Consider the following 20,269-nt stretch of genomic DNA (forward strand, 5'->3'; position numbering starts at 1 on the left):
CCGGTTATTCTTCGTCGGTCTGGCGGCGAATCCACGCCAGAACATTATCCGATGGCACGCGTTGCAGAGACGGGTGCTGCCAGTCTGTTAGCTCGCCCTGGCCTAGCACCAACAAACCTCCCGGCGCGAGCCTTTCGGTCAGTCTTTTAACGATCTCCCGACGTCGCCATCGGCGGAAGTAAATCAGCAGGTTCTGGCAGAATATAATGTCCATGCCATGCATCGGTGCCTGATTCAGGTCCAGCACATTGAGCCGCGTGAAACATACCCGCTGCTTGATTGCCGGGCTGATGGCCCACTGGTTACGTTCTTCCGGCAGAAAATAAAGATCTCTGACGGCAGGGTCGGTCGTGACCAGCTTGCCTGCACCAAAAATGCCTTTCTGAGCTTTCTCGATGGCCGGTTTGCTGATATCGGATCCGGTGACACCGAAAAGGGGGTTCAGCCCCAGATGCTTCATGCCCTGGTCCAGCAACATCGCCAGGGTGTAGGGTTCTTCGCCGGTTGAACAGCCCACACTCCAGGCTTCCAGAGGATGCCGTTTCAGGTGTTCCAGCGGCCGGGTCATGATGTAATCAGACACCAGCCGGAACGCGTCAGTATCACGGAAGAAGCGGGTTTCCTGAACGGTGAGTCGGTCGACCAGCGTTGCCCACTCGATGACCGCACTCGGTCCGGAAACGACTTTCTCGTAGTACGACTGATATGTTTCGCAGCCGATTTCGCGCATACGGATACCCAGATTGGTCTGAAGAAAGGAGAGTCTGTCAGACGTCAGGGTCATGCCAGTTCGGCTTTCCAGCAGCGCTTGCCACTGTTTGAACTGGCCCTCATCCATTGCGGGAAGAGGGCGCAGTGTCCAGATACCGGCAGATTTATCGTTGCGCGTTTCAGCCATTATCATGAGTCAGCCGCACATCCGGCGCTGTCATCAGCTCACCACGGGAACGTCGCTGTCTTCCTCTTCGTCCTCAGGCAGCTCCTCTTCTGGCAATGTGAAACCGGCAACCGAAGAACGAAGCTCGGCGGCCATCTCTGCCAAGTTACCGATCGACTTGGCGGTCGCATTGGTACCGGATGAGGTCTGTGAGGTGATCTCCTGGATAACGTTCATCGTGTTGGAGATGTGTGCCGCGGAGGACGCCTGCTGGCGTGCCGCGTTGGAGATGTTCTGGATCAGTTCCGCGAGGTTCATCGAAACGTTTTCGATTTCTTCCAGTGCAACACCCGCATCCTGTGCCAGGCGGGCACCACGCACTACCTCGGCAGTGGTGTGTTCCATCGAAATAACGGCTTCGTTGGTGTCAGACTGGATCGTCTTAACCAGTGCCTCGATCTGCTTGGTTGCCGCAGAAGAACGTTCCGCAAGACGCTGTACTTCGTCCGCAACAACGGCGAAGCCCCGGCCGGCGTCGCCCGCCATGCTCGCCTGGATTGCAGCGTTAAGAGACAGAATGTTGGTCTGGTCGGCAATGTCGTTGATCAGGGATACGATGTCGCCGATTTCCTGGGAAGATTCACCCAGACGCTTGATCCGCTTGGACGTTTCCTGGATCTGCTCCCGGATGTTGTCCATGCCGCGAATGGTGTTCTGTACGACTTCGGCACCTTTCTTCGCGATCGCAACCGACCGCTCCGCAACCGCAGAAGATTCAGCAGCGTTCGACGATACCTGGTCGATGGACACCGCCATTTCGTTAACCGCCGCAGAGGCGCCGGCAATTTCCTGCGCCTGGTGCTCGGACGCATCCGCAAGGTGCATCGCTGTGGCCTGTGTTTCCTGGGCCGCAGAGGATACCCGGACCGCTGTACCACGGATGGCTTGTACCAGTCCGCGCATCTGGTCGATCGCGTAGTTGATGGAGTCAGCGATGGCGCCGGTGAAGTCCTCGGTTACCGTGGCCTCGGTTGTCAGGTCACCATCCGCAAGGTCAGCGAGTTCGTCGAGCAGTCGCAGGATCGCGTTCTGGTTTTGCTCGTTCTGTTCCTGGGTCTGTTCAAGACGTTCCTGAGATGCGCGGTAGATCGTCAGGCCGATCATCACGACCACGGCGGCCAGTGCGGCTAGCAGGATATAAGCCAGTGTCGGGCTGATCAGGCGAGATTCTGACTGAACCCGGAACTGCTCAGCCAGTGCTGAGGTTTCATTCAGCAGGGCTTGTGAGCTCTGGAAGATTTCATTGGATGCGCGACGGACAGTAAACAGGTCGGGAGAGGCCTCAAGAATCGCGTCAACGTTCTGGGAGACGAACTTGAACAGTTCGGAAACCGCTTCAAGGCCGTAGATCGCGTCTTCGTCCTGAACCTTGGTGATGCCCATGGCGACGTTGCCGTCTTTCTGGCCGGCCAGTACGCGTCCGAACAGGGCGGCGTCACGACCGAAACGGTCAGCTGCGATAACCGCGTCTTCGTCGCCAGACAGCACGTTGTTGACTGACCGCACGATCCGCTCTGCAAGCAGTGACTGCCGCTGGGCCAGTGCCACCTGTTCCGCCGGTGCGCCGTTATCCAGCAGGATCTGTACGATGTCATCGTACTCGACCTGCAGCTGGGGGATGTTCTCGTTCAGGGTAAGGGCAACTTCGTGAAGGCCAAGTACCGCGTCACGGGTAGAGATGATGGTGTCCGCACGATCCCGAACTGTGTTCCAGTTGGCTTCTACGCCACTGTCTGCGGCAAGGTCGCTCGCAGGCAAGCCGGTTTCGTCGTTACCGTCGACAATGTAACCCCAAAGGACGGCAAATTCGTCACGCGAACGCTGCAGTTCGTCGAATGCCTCGGGGGTGCCGCCGGCAGCCTCAGAAGCGTTCTTGGCAATCTCCTGGGAGAGTACCCGCAGTTCACTCGCGTGAGCGATGTATTCCTGGTCATGCTGGCTGTCGCGGTTAACAATAAACAGCACCGCAACGAGCAGGACGGTTAGTACGATCAATGCTGAGATCAGCGTGGCGACCAGTTTGTTGGCGCCCTGTCCCGCATTGAATCTTCCGGCTCTATTTTTCATTTTCTGGCTCCCGGCCTTTTCGTTGGCAAGTTATTCCGTCGAGTCTTTCGATCATCAGTGAGCAGGCCCTGCCGTCCTGATCACCACTGGGCAACATCTTGAAAACGCTCGTCTTCCAGCAACGCAAAGGTAGAGAACACTTTCCAGATTTCATCATTACGTCGGTAGCCTCCGGTTACGAAAGGCTCGACAATCTCGGGTGTTTCTGCGGGATCGCCCACAAAATTTTCCACCGCGAAATACTGCATACCTGAGACGCTGTCGACGACCAGTCCACTGAAAATGTCGTCCTTTTCAATAACCAGCACACGACGATCCCGCTGGCTGCGGGAACTGCGACCCAGATCAAAAAATTGTGCCAGATCAATCAGTGGCAATAACCGGCCACGGACGTTTGCAGCACCAAGCATAAACGAACGAACCCCCGGTACATGGGTGTAGCGGGGGACGTGTAGAATTTCGACAACTTCGCCCATGGGTGCAACATAGCGCTGGCCGGCCAGTGTGAAGCCGATACCGTTCCATAGCTCAACAGCTTCCTGTTGAGCCGGCAGACCAGACGCAAGGGATTTGCTTCGCTGGGCGATATCCGTCAGTACAGCAAAAGGGGCAGCCTGTGCGGACATGCTTACTCCAAAAGGGGATCAGGCAATCAGACTATTGATCGTTTTGATCAGTTCGTCTTCGTTGACAGGCTTCACCAGGTAACCTTTTGCACCTTGGCGGGTGCCCCAGACACGGTCGGTTTCCTGATCTTTGGTGGTCACAATCACAACAGGAATGGACGCAGTATCAGGTGAGCGCGTGAGCTGACGTGTTGCCTGGAAACCATTGAGCCCCGGCATAACGACGTCCATCAGGACCAGATCAGGGTTTTCTGCACGGGCTTTGGCTACGCCATCAGCGCCGTTGTCAGCAGAAAGAACCTCGTGCTGGTGCTTTTCCAGAATACTGGAGATTTTCTTAACCTCGGTCGGAGAGTCATCGACAATCAGGATGCGGGCCATGAGTTCCTCGGTAAAATCAATGCATCGGTCGGGTTTACTGTTCCGGTGTTGGAACATACTGACGAATAGTGTTTAGAAGCTCGTCTTTGCTGAACGGCTTCGTAAGGTACTGATCGGAGCCAACTATACGACCCTTGGCCTTATCGAAAAGTCCGTCTTTGCTTGAAAGCATGATGACGGGCGTTTTCTTGAAAGCGGAGTTGTTCTTGATCAGGGCGCAGGTTTGATACCCGTCCAGGCGCGGCATCATGATATCGACAAATACGATGTCAGGCTGGGAATCCGCGATTTTGGCCAGAGCGTCGAATCCATCGGTTGCGGTGATGACTTCACAGCCTACCTTTTTAAGAAGGGTTTCGGCGGTGCGACGAATCGTCTTGCTATCGTCAATCACCATAATCTTCAGGTTTTCGAAGTTGTCATCCATTGTCCAACAGCCTTGCGCTCTACAGGATCGTTATTGTTTAGCTCCGAAAATACCCGCCTGTGCTACTGAGCAAGACGACGGCTCGGAGACCGGCTTTAATGTTCGCCCGATACTTTGATGGTCCGTGCAGCCGAATCATGAGACCAGCGGGTAATTTGACGGGCCTTTTTAACATACATTCAAAGGGCGTTCTATAAAGCCTGACTATTTATAGATTATAGGGGGTCAGAGAAAAAGCATAAGTTTGTGACCAAATGTACCCCTGTGTAGGTTTAGCAGATTTCAGGTGCCCTTGTAGGCCTCTTTACGGATGCAAAGCGCGCCCGGGTGAAATACCATCTGTAAAACCGAAAGGAACCCGTCCACAGGTTCCTTAACCCCCAGCATAGCACTAATTCGGAGCACCGCTTTGTAGAGCGGTTCCCGTTTTGAAATAACAGGTTAGGCGGGGATCGAATCGAGGCAAGGAAACGTTATGACAGTCAGACTCGGCATCGTTATGGATCCGATTGAGGATATCCATTTCAAGAAAGACACTTCTCTGGCGATGCTCTGGGCGGCGCAGCAGCGCGGCTGGGAGCTGTTTTACATGGAGCAGCCGGATCTTTATCTGGATGGCAGTACCGCCATGGCCAGCGTTTGCGCGCTAACCGTCAGGATGGATCCTGAAGACTGGTTTGATCGTGGCGAGCCTCAGGAAATGGCGCTGGGTGATCTGGATGTGATTTTGATGCGCAAGGATCCGCCGGTCGATCGCGAGTTCATGATGGCGACCTATATTCTGGATGCGGCCGCCGATCAGGGGGCGTTGATCGTCAACCCGCCGGCTGCTCTGCGCGATTGTAACGAGAAGCTGTTTGCGACCCGTTTCAGTGATTGCACGCCACCGTTGGTCGTGACCCGCTCGGCTGCGCGCCTTCGCGAATTTTATGCGCGCCACGGCGATGTCATTCTGAAACCGGTGGATGGCATGGGTGGCAAATCCATCTTCCGGGTGAAAGAGGGGGACGCCAACCTCGGCGTCATCATCGAGACGCTGACCAATGACGGCAATCATCAGATCATGGCGCAGAAATTTTTGCCTGCCATCAAGGAAGGCGACAAACGTATTCTGCTGATTGATGGTGAACCAGTGCCTTATGCATTGGCCCGTATCCCATCCCAGGGTGAGAACCGAGGCAATCTGGCGGCCGGTGGTCGCGGTGAGGGGCGCGAGCTGACTGACCGGGATCGCGAGATCTGCGCGCGCATCGCACCGGCGATCAAGGCGAAGGGATTGATTTTTGTCGGTATTGACGTGATTGGTGATTACCTTACCGAGATTAACGTCACCAGCCCGACCTGCGTGCGGGAGCTGGACAGCGCCTTCGGTCTGGATATCTCGGCCCAGTTGCTGGACGCCATTGAAAGCCGTCTGCGTTGAGTAGAATGTCGGTTTAAAGAAAACGGCCTCAGGATGGACAACTGATGAGGAAGCCCCCAAACTGTGGCTTCCTTTTTTTCAGGGTTTTTCCCTTCAACGTCCGTGAATGTGCCTCAAGGCGCATTTTTGTTGTGATTAATTCAAGTGGCGAGCATGGCTGTTCAGGTCAGTGATTTCGATCGTTTTTCCTTCACGTTATTTATAGCGTTAGCCTTACATGCGTTTATCGTGCTGATGGTGAGCTTTGCGCCGGAAGAACCCGTGCCTGCAGCAGAAACCCTCGAAATTACGCTCTCCCAGTTTGATGACGATGATGCACCGGACGACGCAGACTTCCTGGCCGCCACCAGTCAGAAGGGCAGTGGCACCGAGGAAGAAAAGCAGGAACTGACCACAACTCAGCAGGCGCCGGTCCAGTCCGCCCAGATTCAGGAAGTGCAACCCGAACCGGTGGTTCAGCAGGAGGCCGCAGAAGACGCCCCCAAACCAGAGAAATCGGTGGTAACCACGACGGCAAAGTCGCGGCCGGTTAGCGAGCCTGAAGACGAAATAGAACCCAAAGAAGAAGCCCCAAAGCAGAAAAAGAGCCTGATGGACCGCAGTCTGGAGATTGCCAGTCTGGAGGCACGGCTTGATCAGCAAAAGCGGGCCTACGCCAAGAAGCCCCGTATCCTGCGGGTGACGGCGGCATCGACTCTCAAATCTGATAATGCCTGGTATGTTCAGAACTGGGTCAGCAAGGTCACCCGGGTTGGCAATATCAACTATCCACCGGAAGCACGGCGTTCGGGCCTGTACGGCTCGTTGCGAATGGTGGTGGTGATTGAGCGGGATGGCAGCGTCAAGGATGTGGAGATACTCAATTCCTCCGGCAGCAAGGTGCTGGATGATGCCGCGATTCGCATTGTCAGACTGTCTGCTCCCTTTGCGCCGTTCCCACCGGAGATGCGTGAAGATGTTGATCAGCTCGAAATTATTCGCACCTGGTCATTCGAACGGCGCGGCCTGAGTTCCGGCTGACCCGGCCTTCCTTTTTAACCGGTGGCAGTCCTTGCCAAGGCTGCCCTGGACACGAATACTAAGTCTATGACACATAACCTCGATGCTTCATTACGTAACCGCCTGCTGGTGGCCTCACCCTACCTTCAGGATCCGGGTTTTCACGGCGCCGTCATCTACTTGTGCGAACACACGTCGGAAGGCGCAATGGGCCTGGTCATCAATCGGCCGCTGGATATCAGTGTTGGCGAGGTGCTCGAGCAGCTTGATCTTGATGGAGATGAAGTGACCGAGCCGGTGTACTCCGGTGGTCCGGTCCAGCCGGAGCGAGGTTTCGTTTTGCACCGGCCCTTTGGGGATTGGCAGAGCTCGCTTTCGGTCACCGACCAACTCTCAATGACTACCTCGCGGGATATTCTCGAGGCTATCGGGTGTGGTGATGGTCCTTCCGAATTTCTGATGGCGCTGGGGTATTCCGGCTGGTCTGAAGGGCAGTTGGAAGAGGAGTTGTCCGGCAGCAGTTGGCTGGTGTGCAACGCCAATCACGATCTGCTGTTTCGGGTGGCCAGTGAACAACGCTACGCCGAAGCCCTTAAACTGATGGGTATTAACCTGAACCAGCTGACGAGCACGGTGGGTCATGCCTGAGGCTGGCCAGCGCCGGGTGATGGCGTTTGATTTCGGTACCCGGCGTATTGGTGTCGCCGTGGGCCAGGAAATGCTGGGCAAGGCGCAGCCGGTAGGGATGATCCTGGCGCGTGATGGTGTGCCCGACTGGAATGACATCACGGCGTTGATCGAAGAATGGCAGCCCCATCTGTTCGTGGTGGGTTTACCGCTTAACATGGACGGCAGCGAGAGCGAAATGTGCCTGCGGGCGCGCAAGTTCGGCAAGCGTCTTCACGGTCGTTACCACCACCCCTATGAAATGATGGATGAGCGCCTGAGTAGCTATGAGGCGAAAGGGGAGGTCTTGTCGGGCGGCGGTTCTCGCGACTTCGGCAAGCACGGCGTGGATGATCTTGCGGCCGTGCTGATCCTGGAAAGCTGGTTCTCCTCCTGACGGAAGCCAGACGACTGTGCTCGTGACGTTTTGCAACGCCCTCTGACGGTCGTGGCTCTGCCCTGTTTCCTACCTGCATGCTAGACTACGCCCGCTGTTCGGACGAGGGGTTTCAATGACTGCTTTATTGAATGTTGACGTGTTGCTGGATGACCTTGAGCGCAATCTGCGTCGGGTGTTGCAAGAGCGTGAAGTTGATCGGCCTGCCCTGATCGGGATTCGCACCGGTGGTGTCTGGCTCGCTGATATCCTGCATAAGCGACTGGGGCTCGATGAGCCGTTCGGTGAGCTGGACATTTCGTTCTACCGGGATGACTTCTCCCGCATCGGTCTGAACCCGAAAGTCCGCCCATCCCATCTGCCTTTTGAAACCGAAGACCGCCACATTGTCCTGATCGACGACGTCATCATGAGCGGGCGTACGATTCGTGCCGCGATGAACGAGATATTCGATTACGGCCGTCCGGCCAGCGTTATCCTCGCCACCCTGATTGATCTTGGGGCCCGGGAACTCCCGATTCAGCCTGATGTGGTGGGCCAGTCGCTTGCGCTCAAGGCCAGCGAGCGGGTCAAGCTGCAGGGGCCGGATCCATTGAGTGTTGAAGTTCGCAAGGCCGATGTCACCTCAGAAGGAGCCTGAATCGTATGATGACCACTGAAGAATCGGCCCGCGCACTGCAGCTGACACCCGATGGCCAGCTTCGTCATTTCCTGACGCTCGATGGGCTGGATCAATCCCTGCTGACGCAGATTCTCGATACTGCAGACTCGTTTATTGAAGTAGGCGAGCGGCGTATCAAGAAAGTGCCACTTTTGCGTGGTCGTACCGTCGTGAACCTGTTTTTCGAATCCAGTACCCGCACGCGCAGTACGTTTGAGCTGGCTGCCAAGCGCTTGTCGGCCGACGTGTTGAACCTGGACATCAGCACCTCGGCAACATCCAAAGGCGAATCACTGTCCGATACCCTGCTGAATCTTGAGGCGATGGCCAGCGACATGTTTGTGGTGCGTCATTCCCGCAGCGGCGCCCCTCATTTTATTGCTGAATCCGTGACGCCGGGCGTGGCGATTATCAATGCCGGCGACGGCCGCCATGCGCACCCCACCCAGGCGATGCTGGACATGCTGACGATTCGACAGCACAAGCAGCGTTTTGACGGGCTCAAGGTCGCGATTGTGGGGGATATCCTGCATTCACGGGTGGCTCGCTCACAAATCCGCGCGCTCAATACACTCGGTGCAGAAGAAGTGCGGGTGATCGGCCCCAGTACGCTGTTGCCCCGGGATGTTGAGAGTCTGGGGTGCAGAGTCGAGTACGACCTCAAGGCCGGACTGAAAGATATTGATGTGATTATCATGCTGCGCCTGCAGCGAGAGCGTATGGAAGGGGCGTTACTGCCCAGCGAGCGCGAGTTTTACAAGGTTTACGGCCTCAACACTGACAAGCTAGCCTACGCTAAACCGGATGCGATCGTGATGCATCCGGGGCCGATAAACCGGGGCGTGGAAATTGAATCGGCGGTGGCCGACGGGCCCCAATCGGTCATTCTTAACCAGGTCACCAACGGCATAGCGATCCGGATGGCTGTTATGTCGATGGCCATGAGCGGACAACTTGCACAGCGTGCAGCGACAGAGGCGGAGGCCCGGGTATGAGTGCTGAGAATCCGATGATACGGATTGAGAATGCGCGCCTGCTGGATCCTGTCAGCGGCAAGGAAACACAGGCCTCTGTGCTGGTGGAGAATGGCAGGATCAGTGGCATCGGAGCTGCAGCGGATCAGGCGACACCGGACCAGATCGTCGATGCAGAAGGCGCAGTTCTGTCGCCGGGGTTTATTGATCTTTACTGCAACCTCCGCGAACCAGGCAACGGCCAGAAAGGCTCGATTGCCACTGAAACCCGTGCCGCCGCCAAGGGCGGTTATACAACGGTTTGCGCCGCACCGGACTCGTCACCGGTGAATGACTCCACCGCGATTACTCACTTGATTCTCGACGTAGCCGAGCGTGATTCTGCGATTCGGGTGCTGCCGCTGGGCGCCGCGACCAAAGGGTTGGCTGGTGAGCACCTGAGCGACATGGTGGGATTGACTACTGCCGGCTGCGTGGCGTTAAGCAATGGCTCAGCGCCGCTGGTGAATGCCCGCGTGCTGCGCCGCTGCATGGCATACGCCCGCACTTTCAATGTTGCCCTGATGCTGCAGCCGCAAAACCGGTCGTTGGCCGCTGATGGTTTTGCCCATGATGGCCTGATCACCACGCAGCTTGGTCTGATGGGCATTCCCGAAGTGGCGGAAACGGCGGCTGTTATGGAGATGATCCTGCTGGCGGAGGAAACCGGTGTGCGCCTGCACCTCAGCCAGCTGTCATCGGCCCGCAGTGTCACCATGATTGCAGAAGCGCAGCAGCGCGGGGTGTCAGTGACTGCGGATGTTGCGATTCACCATCTGCTGTTTACCGAAGCGGCGCTGGCAGGCTTTGACAGTCGCTTCCATGTTCAGCCCCCGCTGCGTTCAGAAGCGGATCGACTGGGACTGATTGAGGGTGTGCGTACCGGTGTGATCAGTGCGATTGTGAGCCAGCACCAGCCTCATGACCCTGCGGCGAAGCGTGCGCCGCTGGGGGATTCCGAACCGGGTCTGTCCACCATCGAAAGCGTACTGTCGCTGGGCCTGATGCTGGTCGAGCGGGATGAAATGAGTCTGTCCCAGTTGCTGAGAGCACTGACTGTCGGGCCCGCAAGTGTACTTGGCCTGAGTGAGCCGGCGATTGAAGTCGGCGCTGCCGCTGATTTTTGCCTGATTGATCCGAGGGCTGAATGGCAGCCGTCCGAGGCCGCCCTGCTATCCATCGGCAAGCATGCGCCGGTGCTGAATCAGCCGTTGAAGGGCGGTGTCGTCGGTACCTGGTGCGAGGGGCGGCAGGTATTCCCCGCCAAGGCTTCCTGAAAGCAGAGAATCCAGAGCCTGCTAAACTGAGGAAGACAAGAGGTGATCGGTAGCCTGAATTTAAAGCAGGTCGCCGGGCCGCGTATCTGAATCAGGAGAACAACTCATGGGGTTTCTTTCTTTTCTCGCTTTGCTGGCCATCATCTGGATGCTGTGGACAATCTCCCGCAACGCAACCGATGCGCTGGACAAGCAAACCGCCCTGCAGCATCAGATGATGGCACTTGAAAAGCAGATCGAAGGACTGGCCCGTCAGCTGGCTGAACAACAGGCCACTGCCAAAGCCAAACCGGCGTTGCGTGCGCGAAGCACTGCAGCCAAAAGTGGAACTGGTTCAAAATCCCGGACAAAAGCTGCTCCGGCCACCAAACCGAAAACTGCTGACAAGGAATAGCGCCGCGCACGCCTGAAGAGGGCCTGTGTTGATTTGGCGCGTTTTCTCTCTTTCTCTGACATTAATGCCCGTCCAGTGCGGGCGCTCCTGCCAACGCAATTTGTCTGTCTGCGCTCCTACTCTGGCCGCTTCATAGCATCAGAATAACAAGTAGGAGTGCCGCACCATGTTCACCCAGTCACCGGTCCGCCGGATTCTTGGCCGTGTTGCCCTGTGTCTGGCAGCATCGCTGTCAGCAGGAATACAGGCGGCCGAGCAGGACGTTATCAAACGCAGCTTTTGTGTCTTTGATCCGGTCGGGGCCAACGGTCCCTTGTTCGCCATATCCAAGTCATTCAAGCCGGTCGCCCTGCGCGAAGGGGTCGAGCTGAATATGCGGGCCTATACCGATGAGAAAGTGGCGGCAGAAGACTTCAAGGCAGGTCAGTGCGATGCGGTGTTGTTAACGGGCACGCGGGCACGGGAGTTTAACAAGTTTACCGGCAGTCTCGAGGCTATGGGGGCGATTCCGGGCGAAAAGGAAATGCGCCTGCTGTTCAATACCCTGAGCCAGCCCAAGGCAAAGCCGTTCCTGGTTAACGACCGTTATGAAGTGGCGGGTATCTTCCCGGGTGGTGCGGTCTATCTGTTCACCCGAGATCGCAACATCGACACGGTTGCTGAGCTGCAAGGCAAAAAAATAGCCACACTGGATTACGATACCGCGTCACTGACGATGGTGCGCCATGTCGGCGCTTCCGTAGTGGGAGCCAACTCCGCAAACTTCGCCGGTAAATTCAACAACGGCAGCGTGGATCTGGCCTATGCACCGGCAGTGGCCTATACCCCGCTTGAACTCTACAAGGGTGTACAGCCCAATGGTGGTGTCTTCAAGTACGCCGTTGCCTACATGAATTTCCAGGTTATTTTGCACCGTGACCGCTTCCCCGAAGATGCGGGGCAGATGGTGAGGGATGAGTCTGTAAAGCGCATCGAAGAGGCTTATCAGATTATTGAGCAGGCCGAAGCCGAGATTCCAGCCGAAGTATGGATGCATCCGCCGAGTGATGACGTTGCGGATTACAATCAGATGCTGCGGGACGTGCGGCTGTCACTGCTCGAAGAAGGCGTCTATGACGAGCGGTCGATCCGTCTGATGAAAGCGATTCGCTGTCGGGTAGATGGTGCGCGTGCGGAGTGCGCGTCAAGCTGAACCGGAAAGGGGAGATGTGAAGCGGGGTGCATCAGCGACCCGCTTCTGAGCCGGTCGCTGATAGCGGACAGGTTACTTGGCGACGGCGTCTTTCAGAGCCTTGCCTGCTTTGAACCCGACAGTTTTGCTGGCTGCAATCTGCATGGTTGCACCGGTTTGCGGGTTGCGGCCGGTACGGGCATCGCGCTTGCGGATGCTGAAGGTGCCGAAGCCGATCAGAGAAACATCGTCACCTTTGGCGGCTGCAGCAGCAACCTGGTCAGTAAAGGCGGTGATCACTTCGTTTGCTTTCTCTTTGGTCAGACCGGTTTCTTCTGCGATTGCACTGGCAAGTTCGGGTTTGCGCATGAATGTCTCCTTGATTAAAAAACAGGCGATCAGCCCCGTATGGGCCATGTTCGCCGGTAACGGTCGGCATGTTATCCGGCCATAGCCTACAGGTATAGCGTTTCATGCACTGGTGTCAATCGTAAGTACGGGGTTGCTAAGGCTAAAGTCGTAGGCGATGGCTGCTTTGAGGCACTGGTCTCACAAAATCGTCGTCGAGTTAAGGATAATGCTTGCTCTGTAACAAAGGGTTACAGGTGGGGCTTTGCGACGGTTCAAATCACAACAAAACAAGAACCAAAGGATGATGGGTAGTATGAATACCAGGATCGACTCAACCCGGGCCGTTTTCTCCCGCTTGTCGGGTGTGCCTATGTCAGGACTCAGAGCGTTGTTGATGGCGGCACTCGCCGGCATGTCACTCAGTGGCTGCAGCATGATCTACAAAACCACCGGCGATGTTATGCAGGGGTTCTCCAAGGATCATACTGTGCCTTATCTGCTCCAATCGAATGATCTCGCTATGGCTTGCGCCATGAGTGAGGCCGTGCAGCCGCTGTTACTGTCGTTTGGTCGGGTGACCACGCCGCCGGACCAGTTGGCGGTCATGATGAGTCTGCAAGCTGGCGGATGTGCCGAAGACCGGGCGCGTGAAGCCGAGCTGGAAGGTATCGCGGCGCTTCGTGCCCGGGCGCCGGAGGCTGCAGAAGACGCCATTATTCGTCAGAAGCGCTATTACGCGTTGGCCGCCCAACGGTATTTTTCTGGCTGGAAACATGAAATCGAGTACTACGGCGACCCTGAAAGTGGTGAATGCCCTGACTTCGACGAAGATCTGGACGAATTTATCTACCTCGGCGGTCTGCTGTCCGGGCTTCAGGCCTTGAATGCCGAAATTCAGTCGACAGCCCCTATCGGTGTTCCCAAGAACATAGGCTCGGTCGTTGCACGGGCCACCAGTTGCCTTGATAACAGCAAATGGTGGGGCGCACCTATGGCGCTGCGGGCAACCGTCTGGGCCATGATCCCGGGCGCTCAGCCAAATGGTGAGGATGCGTTTGAGCGGCTTCGGGCTTCGGATGCCCTTGGTGAGGCAGCAGGCGTTCGTCTGAGCCACGTTTTCCATGCCATCGCGGCTCAGAACAAAGGGGATACCGAGCAATTAAAGGCCGTCATTCGTGCTCATGCGGAATCCATTGATTCGGTCCCTTCAGACAAAGACTGGGCAATGGTTGACCAGTTGGCGACCCATAATATTCTCGCGATTTCCGATCGACTGTGGATGGAGAATACCGGGCACAGAACGCCTGTCGGTGGTTTAGGCACGTTCTGGGATGATGAAGCGCCGGAAGCAGAAGTGATCGATCTCGATTCCCTGCTGTGATCACAGCAGGCATCGCCTGGATGATGGTTTGCAGCGAAGCGATCAGATGCTGCGATTGGGAATACAGGCCGTTATTGGCGGAGTAATCCGTCAGAGCGGCTTTTTTGCGGCGCGAATACCCGTCCAGGCGCATCGCCTTTACTACACGGATACCCGATAACAATAAGGCTGCGCTAATGACGCAGGCGGTAGTGATAAAAACGATAAAAACGGAAAGCAACGGAGACACTCAACATGCACCTCTGCAAACGGATTTTTTGCGGTTTTGGCTTGCTTGCGCTGCTGGCATCCGCCAGCGCCTCAGCCGCTGACGATGTTTTAAAGCGATCCTTCTGTGTATTCGACCCGGTGGGGGCGAATGGGCCGCTGTTCAACGTCATGAAATCGATTCGACCCACCGCTATGGGGTGGGGAGTGGACCTGGATCTCCGTGCCTATACCGATGAAAAAATTGCCGCCGAGGATTTTAAAGCCGGACAGTGTGATTCGGTTTTGCTGACCGGGACCCGTGCCCGGGAGTTCAATGAATTCACCGGCAGCATCGAAGCCCTGGGCGCGCTGACCAGCGAATCACAGATGCGAATGTTGCTCCGGACACTGGCTCAGCCGAACGCCGCAAGCCTGTTGCGTCGCGACAATTATGAAATTGTCGGCATCCTGCCAGCCGGGTCGATTTACCTGTTTATCCGCGATCGTAAAAACGATGCCGTCGACAAACTCCAGGGTAAAAAGATCGCCACGCTCGACTACGACAATGCGGCGGTCACTATGGTGCGCCATGTCGGAGCCTCTGTCGTGGGCGCCAACTCGGCCAACTTTGCTGGCAAGTTCAATAACGGCAGTGTCGATATGGCCTATGCGCCGGCGGTTGCCTACACGCCACTGGAACTCTACAAGGGCGTGGAGCCCCATGGCGGTATTTACAGCTACAAGCTGGGGCAGATGACTTTCCAGATCATCAACCGTTCCGATCGGTTCCCTGATGGCTACGGCGACAAGTCCCGGGCTCATGCGTTTTCACGGGTGGATGACGCCTACGAGTTGATTCGCACTGCAGAAGCCGAGATTCCTGCCGCAGTCTGGATGCATCCGACGGATGTGCAGGTTAAAGAGTATGACCGCATGTTGCGGGATGTGCGGCTGAGCCTGAAAGATGCAGGCACCTACGACGCGCGGGCGCTCAAGCTGATGAGAGCGATCCGCTGCAAAGATGAACCAACCCGGGCGGAATGTGCACTTGCCGCTGAGTAAGTGGGTCTGAACGGAACGTTCGTAAAAAAACAGAGCGCTTTACATGTCTCATAGAAGGATGACCCGTTCGGGTCTGGAGTGGTTTTCTTCTTTTCCGGCCTGCATTTTGTTGCTACTGGTGGTGGTTTTTTCCACCAGTAGCGATATCCATAATCAGATGCTCCGTGCCGGTGAGCAGATGTGGAGCGGTTACTACAAGCTGCGTGTTGATCCCGTTGCGCCGACCTGTAATCCGGATCGGGATATCGAGGCGGAGGTCCGCCAGCGGGTGGCACAGCAAAGTGAGGCTGCTGACGATCCGCTGACAGCGCTGCTGGGGGAAACCGAGGTCAATCCTGACGATGTGCGCTCTGCGGTTCAAAACGCCGTGGCTCAGTGCCGGGAAAAACATCAGGAGTTCGCAAGCCTGCAAGGCAAAGTCACCCCCGCGCTGGAAGTCTATCGTGCGGTAGAGGGCTTCATTTCGGATCTGATTGCCCTTGGGCTCACATCCCAGCGTTATATCCTGGTTATTCTTGTCATGCTGTGCGCGGCCACTGCCACGCTGACCCGTCATCATATTGCGATGCGGGCGATTGAAACCCGTCTCGACTATAACCTGTCCTATTTCCTTCAAACCGTTGCCAACGCGATGTTGCTGGGGTCCAGCGTGCTGTTCCGGCAGACCTCCCATGATGCCGGCGCCGATATCTCATTTGAGCGAGAGTTGCTTCATGATCTCTGGATCATCGGTTTTGCCTGCCTGACGCTGGTCAGTCTCTATCGCCTGGTGCGCCCGCCGGCAGATTTAAAGCCCGGTGGTGATTTGATGAAAGCCGGCCTGGCGGTGCCGCTTTATACCGGAATGTGTCTGGTATCGGGCACCTATTTCGCGCTTTTGGGGCATGCTTCGGGTATCGGGGTCTATCTCGACAAAATGATGGAGTTGTCGGATATGTTCCTTAATGTCGGCCTGTACGTCTGGGTCGGCATGATGCTCAAGCAAACGCGGCTGGCACCGCTGGTGTTTGATGTTTTCCGCCCCTGGCGAATGCCGCCGGAAATGCTGGCGGTTGTGGCTGTCATTGTTGCGGCAGTACCGACAGCTTATACCGGCGCATCGGGTATATTCGTCATCGCCGCAGGTGCGGTGATTTACAGTGAATTGCGGGCCGCAGGCGCTCGCCGGCATCTGGCGCTTGCGGCGACGGCAATGTCGGGCTCACTGGGTGTTGTGTTACGACCCTGCCTGCTAGTGGTGATTATTGCCTATCTGAACCGTGAAGTGACCACGGATGATCTGTTCGGCTGGGGCATCTGGGTTTTCCTGCTGACGGCCGTGCTGTTTATGGTCGTCGCGCTGAGTGTTAATCGTCAGAGTCGGTTTGAGCTGGCGCCCGCCGCTGAAGCGGTTCCGGTCATGATGAAAGCTCTGATGGCGTTGGTGCCCTACGTGCTGGTCATTGTTGCGGTTGTTGCGTTCTATTTCTGGGCACTTGATGTGACGATGGACGAGTTCTCCGCGCCCCGGATTCTGCCGGTTATCATGTTATCCATTCTGGTATACGAGCACTTCGCGTTTCGGTTGCGTCGTCGCAGTGCCGCAGATGACCCTGATGCGGTCCGTCACCAGGGCATCGAAAACAGCATCCGCGGCGCGACTAACGATACCACCTCTGAAATTGGTGCCTTGCTGCTGCTATTGGGACTGTCGGTCAGTGTCGGGGGTGTAATCGAGCGTGCAGAGATCATGTCGATGTTCCCGCAGGCATTCGATAGCCCCTGGATGGCGATGCTGCTGATGGTCGTGGTTTTGGTGGTGTTGGGCATGATTATGGACGCGTTCGGCGCGGTTATTCTGGTCAGTGCCACGGTCGCCACGATTGCCTACAGCAGTGGCATTGATCCTATCCACTTCTGGATGGTGACGCTGGTCGCATTTGAACTGGGCTATCTGAGCCCGCCGGTAGCGCTTAATCACCTGCTGACCCGTCAGGTTGTCGGTGAGGAAGAAGTGGCTGCAGCGCTTGCCGAAGACGGCACCTTCTACCAGCGCCATGAGCGGATCATCATGCCTCTGATCGTTATGGGCATTGCGCTGGTGCTGGTGGCCTTTGTGCCGCTACTGTTCTACGTGTGATGTTGCCAGGCTTGCCGCAACAGGCGACAGGCAACGGGTACAAACAAAAACGGCGTCCAGATGGACGCCGTTTTCAGTGTTGCTGCCAGTGTGTGATCAGAGCTTGGGGCCGGCGGCAACAATCGCGTCGGAGACGTCGAACTTGGTAAAGTTCTCAACGAACTGTTTGATCAGCTCCTGAGCCTTTTCGTCATAGGCCGCAGGGTCGGACCAGGTGTTGCGCGGATTCAGCAACTTGCTGTCGACACCGGGCACGTTCACGGGTACATCCAGGTTCAGCTTGTCCAGGTGCTCGGTTTCCGCATCGTCCAGCGCGCCGTTCTGGATGGCGCTGATAATGGCACGGGTTGTCGGAATGCTGAAACGCTCGCCTTCACCATAAGATCCGCCGGTCCAGCCGGTGTTTACCAGGAAGACCTTGCTGCCAAATTCTTCCATCCGCTTCATCAGCAGTTCGGCGTATACGCCGGCTGGGCGCGGGAAGAAGGGAGCACCAAAACAGGTAGAGAAAGTGGACTTGAGCTTGGACGATGAGCCCATCTCGGTTGAACCAACCAGCGCGGTGTAGCCACTCAGGAAGTGGTAAGCAGCTGATTCCTTGGTAAGTACAGAAACTGGCGGCAGAACGCCCGTCATATCGCAGGTCAGGAACACAACCGCTGAGGGTTCACCGGCCCGGTTTTCCAGTACACGCTTTTCGACATGCTCCAGCGGATAGGCGCAGCGGGAGTTCTCTGTCAGCGATACATCGCTGTAATCCGGCTCGCGGGTGTCTTCGTCGATGGTGACGTTTTCGACGATGGCGCCAAAGCGAATGGCGTCCCAGATGATCGGTTCATTCTTCTGGCTAAGATCGATGCACTTGGCGTAACAGCCACCTTCAATATTGAAGACTGTGCCCGGGCCCCAGCCATGCTCATCGTCACCGATGAGGTAGCGATCAGGATCTGCAGACAGGGTGGTTTTACCGGTGCCGGAAAGGCCGAAGAACAGGCAGGTTTCGCCGTCATCGCCTACGTTTGCCGAGCAATGCATCGGCAGAACGTCTTTCTCGGGAAGCAGGAAGTTTTGAACCGAGAACATAGCCTTTTTCATTTCGCCGGCGTAGCGCATACCCGCCAGCAGCACTTTGCGCTTGGCAAAGTTAATCATCACGGTGCCGTCGCTGTTGGTCCCGTCGCGTTCGGGGTCACAGGCGAAGTTGGCTGCGTTCAGGATCTGCCATTCCTGCTTGTCAGCAGGATTGAAGCTATCAGGCCGGATAAACAGATTGCGGCCGAACAGGTTTTGCCACGCAGTTTCGGTGGTCATCCGGACCGGCAGGTAATGCTCGGGATCGGAACCGACGTGGACGTTGGATACGAACTGGGTCTTGTCCGCCATATAAGCTTCAACGCGGTCCCAGAGGGCATCGAATTTGTCAGCGTCAAACGGGCGGTTGATCGGGCCCCAGTGAATCGCGTCCGAGGTGCTCGGCTCATCAATGATGTAGCGGTCCATCGGTGAGCGACCTGTGCGCTTGCCGGTTTTGACTACCAGGGAACCATTTGAGGCAAGTTCGCCTTCGCTACGTTCCAGCGCCAGTTCAACCAATCGCGCTGAACTCAAATCCGTGTAAGTGTTACTCACTTCGACCTCGCCCTAAATATGTATTCGGTATTGTCCACCCGAAACAGCAAAACCCGGCGCATGTGCTCCGGGTCAAAGCTGACGATTTTATGAACAATTCGATAAGCTCAGGCGCGCTATTATGCCAGAGACGCCTGAAAAAAACGATATCCCCAGAAGCCGCGTGGTTGTCGGCTTCAGAGCGGTTTTGCACGGTTCTTTACTGGCTGTTAATGAAGCGAGTGGCCGTGGAATAACTGATCGATATCGTTGCGGTCAAACTGGTAGCTTTGATGACAGAACTGACAGTCCATATCAATGGTCTGTTGCTCATCGAGAATGCTGTAGCACTCTTCTTTGCCAATGGATTCCAGAGCCGCAAGCGTGCGTTCGCGGGAGCAACTGCAGCGGAAAACGACCGGCTCCGGCTCAAACAGGCGCAGGGTTTCCTCATGATAAAGCCGGTGCAGCAGGGTTTCGCTGTCGAGCGAGAGGATTTCCTCCGGCTTCAGCGTCGATGCAAGATGACCGACTCGGCGCCACAGGTCCTCATCCAGAGCCTTGTCTCCGGGCAGCCGCTGTAGCATCAATCCGGCGGCATGCTCGCCATCAGCGAACAGAAACAGGCGGGTATCGATCTGTTCGGAACGCTCGAAATAGTCTTCCAGGCAGCCTGAGAGGGTAGGTTCTTCACGGGGCACAACGCCCTGATAGCGCTGACCCTGATCAGGCGTGATGGTGATGGCCATGCTGCCGCTGCCCAGCAATTCGTCCAGAGTTTCTCCGCTGGCTGACTCGTCGAAACTGGCCAGCCCGCGAATGGCGCGATCATGGCTGCATTCGGTCATTAGCGTGCGTACCGGCCCGTTGCCCTGAGCCTGGATAGACAGGCTGCCTTCAAACTTCAGTGTGCCGCTGAGCAGGACACTGGCGGCCAGCGACTCGCCCAGTAATTGCTGAATGACAGCCGGGTAAGCGGCCTGTGACATGATGTCCTGATAACTGGTGCTGAGCCGCACCCACTCTCCCCGAATCTGGCTGTCGTCGAAGAGAAAGCGTTGAAACTGATCGTCCAGAGCCATGACGGGACCTCTTGGTGGAATAGAAAAAGTTGGATACT

The 20,269-nt window shown here is 56.5% G+C and carries 20 protein-coding genes; 12 read left to right on the top strand and 8 right to left on the bottom strand.

What is annotated here, in order from left to right; genetic code table 11:
- Positions 1 to 4: 4 nt before the first annotated feature.
- From ACUN9X_RS03535 to pilG, 5 genes are all read right to left on the bottom strand, one after another.
- Entirely contained in the window at positions 5 to 898 is an 894-nt protein-coding gene (locus tag ACUN9X_RS03535) for a CheR family methyltransferase (RefSeq protein ID WP_260038779.1), read from the bottom strand.
- 33 nt (positions 899 to 931) lie between these two features.
- Entirely contained in the window at positions 932 to 3,004 is a 2,073-nt protein-coding gene (locus ACUN9X_RS03540) for a methyl-accepting chemotaxis protein (protein WP_260038605.1), read from the bottom strand.
- Between the two features lie 80 nt (positions 3,005 to 3,084).
- Entirely contained in the window at positions 3,085 to 3,630 is a 546-nt protein-coding gene (locus tag ACUN9X_RS03545) for a chemotaxis protein CheW (RefSeq protein ID WP_260038603.1), read from the bottom strand.
- 18 nt (positions 3,631 to 3,648) lie between these two features.
- The gene (gene pilH, locus ACUN9X_RS03550) at positions 3,649 to 4,011 is read right to left on the bottom strand and encodes a twitching motility response regulator PilH (RefSeq protein WP_260038602.1); all 363 of its coding nucleotides are present in this window, start codon (positions 4,009 to 4,011) and stop codon (positions 3,649 to 3,651) included.
- A gap of 34 nt (positions 4,012 to 4,045) precedes the next feature.
- Positions 4,046 to 4,438, bottom strand: coding sequence for a twitching motility response regulator PilG (pilG, locus tag ACUN9X_RS03555; protein ID WP_111498521.1), 393 nt, complete (start codon positions 4,436 to 4,438; stop codon positions 4,046 to 4,048).
- A gap of 475 nt (positions 4,439 to 4,913) precedes the next feature.
- On the opposite strand from pilG, the gene gshB reads away from it, so the two are divergent.
- The 9 genes from gshB to ACUN9X_RS03600 all read left to right on the top strand — a co-directional run bounded on the left by gshB (position 4,914) and on the right by ACUN9X_RS03600 (position 12,460).
- Complete coding sequence (gshB, locus tag ACUN9X_RS03560; RefSeq protein WP_260038600.1) at positions 4,914 to 5,861, top strand: glutathione synthase; 948 nt, start codon at positions 4,914 to 4,916, stop codon at positions 5,859 to 5,861.
- Between the two features lie 153 nt (positions 5,862 to 6,014).
- Complete coding sequence (locus ACUN9X_RS03565; RefSeq protein WP_445472200.1) at positions 6,015 to 6,881, top strand: TonB family protein; 867 nt, start codon at positions 6,015 to 6,017, stop codon at positions 6,879 to 6,881.
- 66 nt (positions 6,882 to 6,947) lie between these two features.
- Positions 6,948 to 7,508, top strand: coding sequence for a YqgE/AlgH family protein (locus ACUN9X_RS03570; protein ID WP_260038597.1), 561 nt, complete (start codon positions 6,948 to 6,950; stop codon positions 7,506 to 7,508).
- On the top strand, positions 7,501 to 7,923 hold the full coding sequence (ruvX, locus tag ACUN9X_RS03575) for a Holliday junction resolvase RuvX (RefSeq protein WP_260038596.1): 423 nt from the start codon (positions 7,501 to 7,503) through the stop codon (positions 7,921 to 7,923). The genes ACUN9X_RS03570 and ruvX overlap by 8 nt, the downstream gene beginning before the upstream one ends.
- A gap of 115 nt (positions 7,924 to 8,038) precedes the next feature.
- Positions 8,039 to 8,563, top strand: coding sequence for a bifunctional pyr operon transcriptional regulator/uracil phosphoribosyltransferase PyrR (gene pyrR / locus ACUN9X_RS03580; protein WP_260038595.1), 525 nt, complete (start codon positions 8,039 to 8,041; stop codon positions 8,561 to 8,563).
- A 5-nt stretch (positions 8,564 to 8,568) separates the two neighbouring features.
- The gene (locus ACUN9X_RS03585; RefSeq protein WP_445472201.1) at positions 8,569 to 9,579 is read left to right on the top strand and encodes an aspartate carbamoyltransferase catalytic subunit; all 1,011 of its coding nucleotides are present in this window, start codon (positions 8,569 to 8,571) and stop codon (positions 9,577 to 9,579) included.
- Entirely contained in the window at positions 9,576 to 10,874 is a 1,299-nt protein-coding gene (locus tag ACUN9X_RS03590) for a dihydroorotase (RefSeq protein ID WP_445472202.1), read from the top strand. The genes ACUN9X_RS03585 and ACUN9X_RS03590 overlap by 4 nt, the downstream gene beginning before the upstream one ends.
- A 106-nt stretch (positions 10,875 to 10,980) precedes the next feature.
- Positions 10,981 to 11,268, top strand: a complete 288-nt coding sequence (locus tag ACUN9X_RS03595; RefSeq protein WP_445472203.1) for a hypothetical protein — start codon at positions 10,981 to 10,983, stop codon at positions 11,266 to 11,268.
- 166 nt (positions 11,269 to 11,434) lie between these two features.
- On the top strand, positions 11,435 to 12,460 hold the full coding sequence (locus tag ACUN9X_RS03600; RefSeq protein ID WP_445472204.1) for a putative solute-binding protein: 1,026 nt from the start codon (positions 11,435 to 11,437) through the stop codon (positions 12,458 to 12,460).
- A 72-nt stretch (positions 12,461 to 12,532) separates the two neighbouring features.
- Here ACUN9X_RS03600 and ACUN9X_RS03605 read toward each other — a convergent pair whose 3' ends face one another.
- The gene (locus tag ACUN9X_RS03605; protein WP_260038589.1) at positions 12,533 to 12,808 is read right to left on the bottom strand and encodes an HU family DNA-binding protein; all 276 of its coding nucleotides are present in this window, start codon (positions 12,806 to 12,808) and stop codon (positions 12,533 to 12,535) included.
- 295 nt (positions 12,809 to 13,103) lie between these two features.
- Here ACUN9X_RS03605 and ACUN9X_RS03610 point away from each other — a divergent pair, with 295 nt between their 5' ends.
- The 3 genes from ACUN9X_RS03610 (at position 13,104) to ACUN9X_RS03620 (ending at position 17,541) form a co-directional block, all read left to right on the top strand.
- Positions 13,104 to 14,171: a hypothetical protein gene (locus ACUN9X_RS03610; RefSeq protein ID WP_445472205.1), complete on the top strand. Its 1,068-nt coding sequence runs from the start codon at positions 13,104 to 13,106 to the stop codon at positions 14,169 to 14,171.
- Between the two features lie 234 nt (positions 14,172 to 14,405).
- Complete coding sequence (locus ACUN9X_RS03615) at positions 14,406 to 15,422, top strand: putative solute-binding protein (RefSeq protein ID WP_445472206.1); 1,017 nt, start codon at positions 14,406 to 14,408, stop codon at positions 15,420 to 15,422.
- A 43-nt stretch (positions 15,423 to 15,465) separates the two neighbouring features.
- Positions 15,466 to 17,541: a TRAP transporter large permease subunit gene (locus ACUN9X_RS03620; RefSeq protein ID WP_445472207.1), complete on the top strand. Its 2,076-nt coding sequence runs from the start codon at positions 15,466 to 15,468 to the stop codon at positions 17,539 to 17,541.
- Between the two features lie 96 nt (positions 17,542 to 17,637).
- Here the strand turns inward: ACUN9X_RS03620 and ACUN9X_RS03625 are convergent, their stop codons facing one another.
- Complete coding sequence (locus ACUN9X_RS03625) at positions 17,638 to 19,170, bottom strand: phosphoenolpyruvate carboxykinase (RefSeq protein ID WP_445472208.1); 1,533 nt, start codon at positions 19,168 to 19,170, stop codon at positions 17,638 to 17,640.
- Positions 19,171 to 19,379: 209 nt separating this feature from the next.
- Positions 19,380 to 20,231 carry an Hsp33 family molecular chaperone HslO gene (hslO, locus tag ACUN9X_RS03630; RefSeq protein WP_260038582.1) on the bottom strand — a complete coding sequence of 284 codons (852 nt, stop codon included), beginning with the start codon at positions 20,229 to 20,231 and terminating at the stop codon, positions 19,380 to 19,382.
- Between the last annotated feature and the right edge of the window lie 38 nt (positions 20,232 to 20,269).

This window comes from Marinobacter sp. V032, from assembly GCF_052645435.1.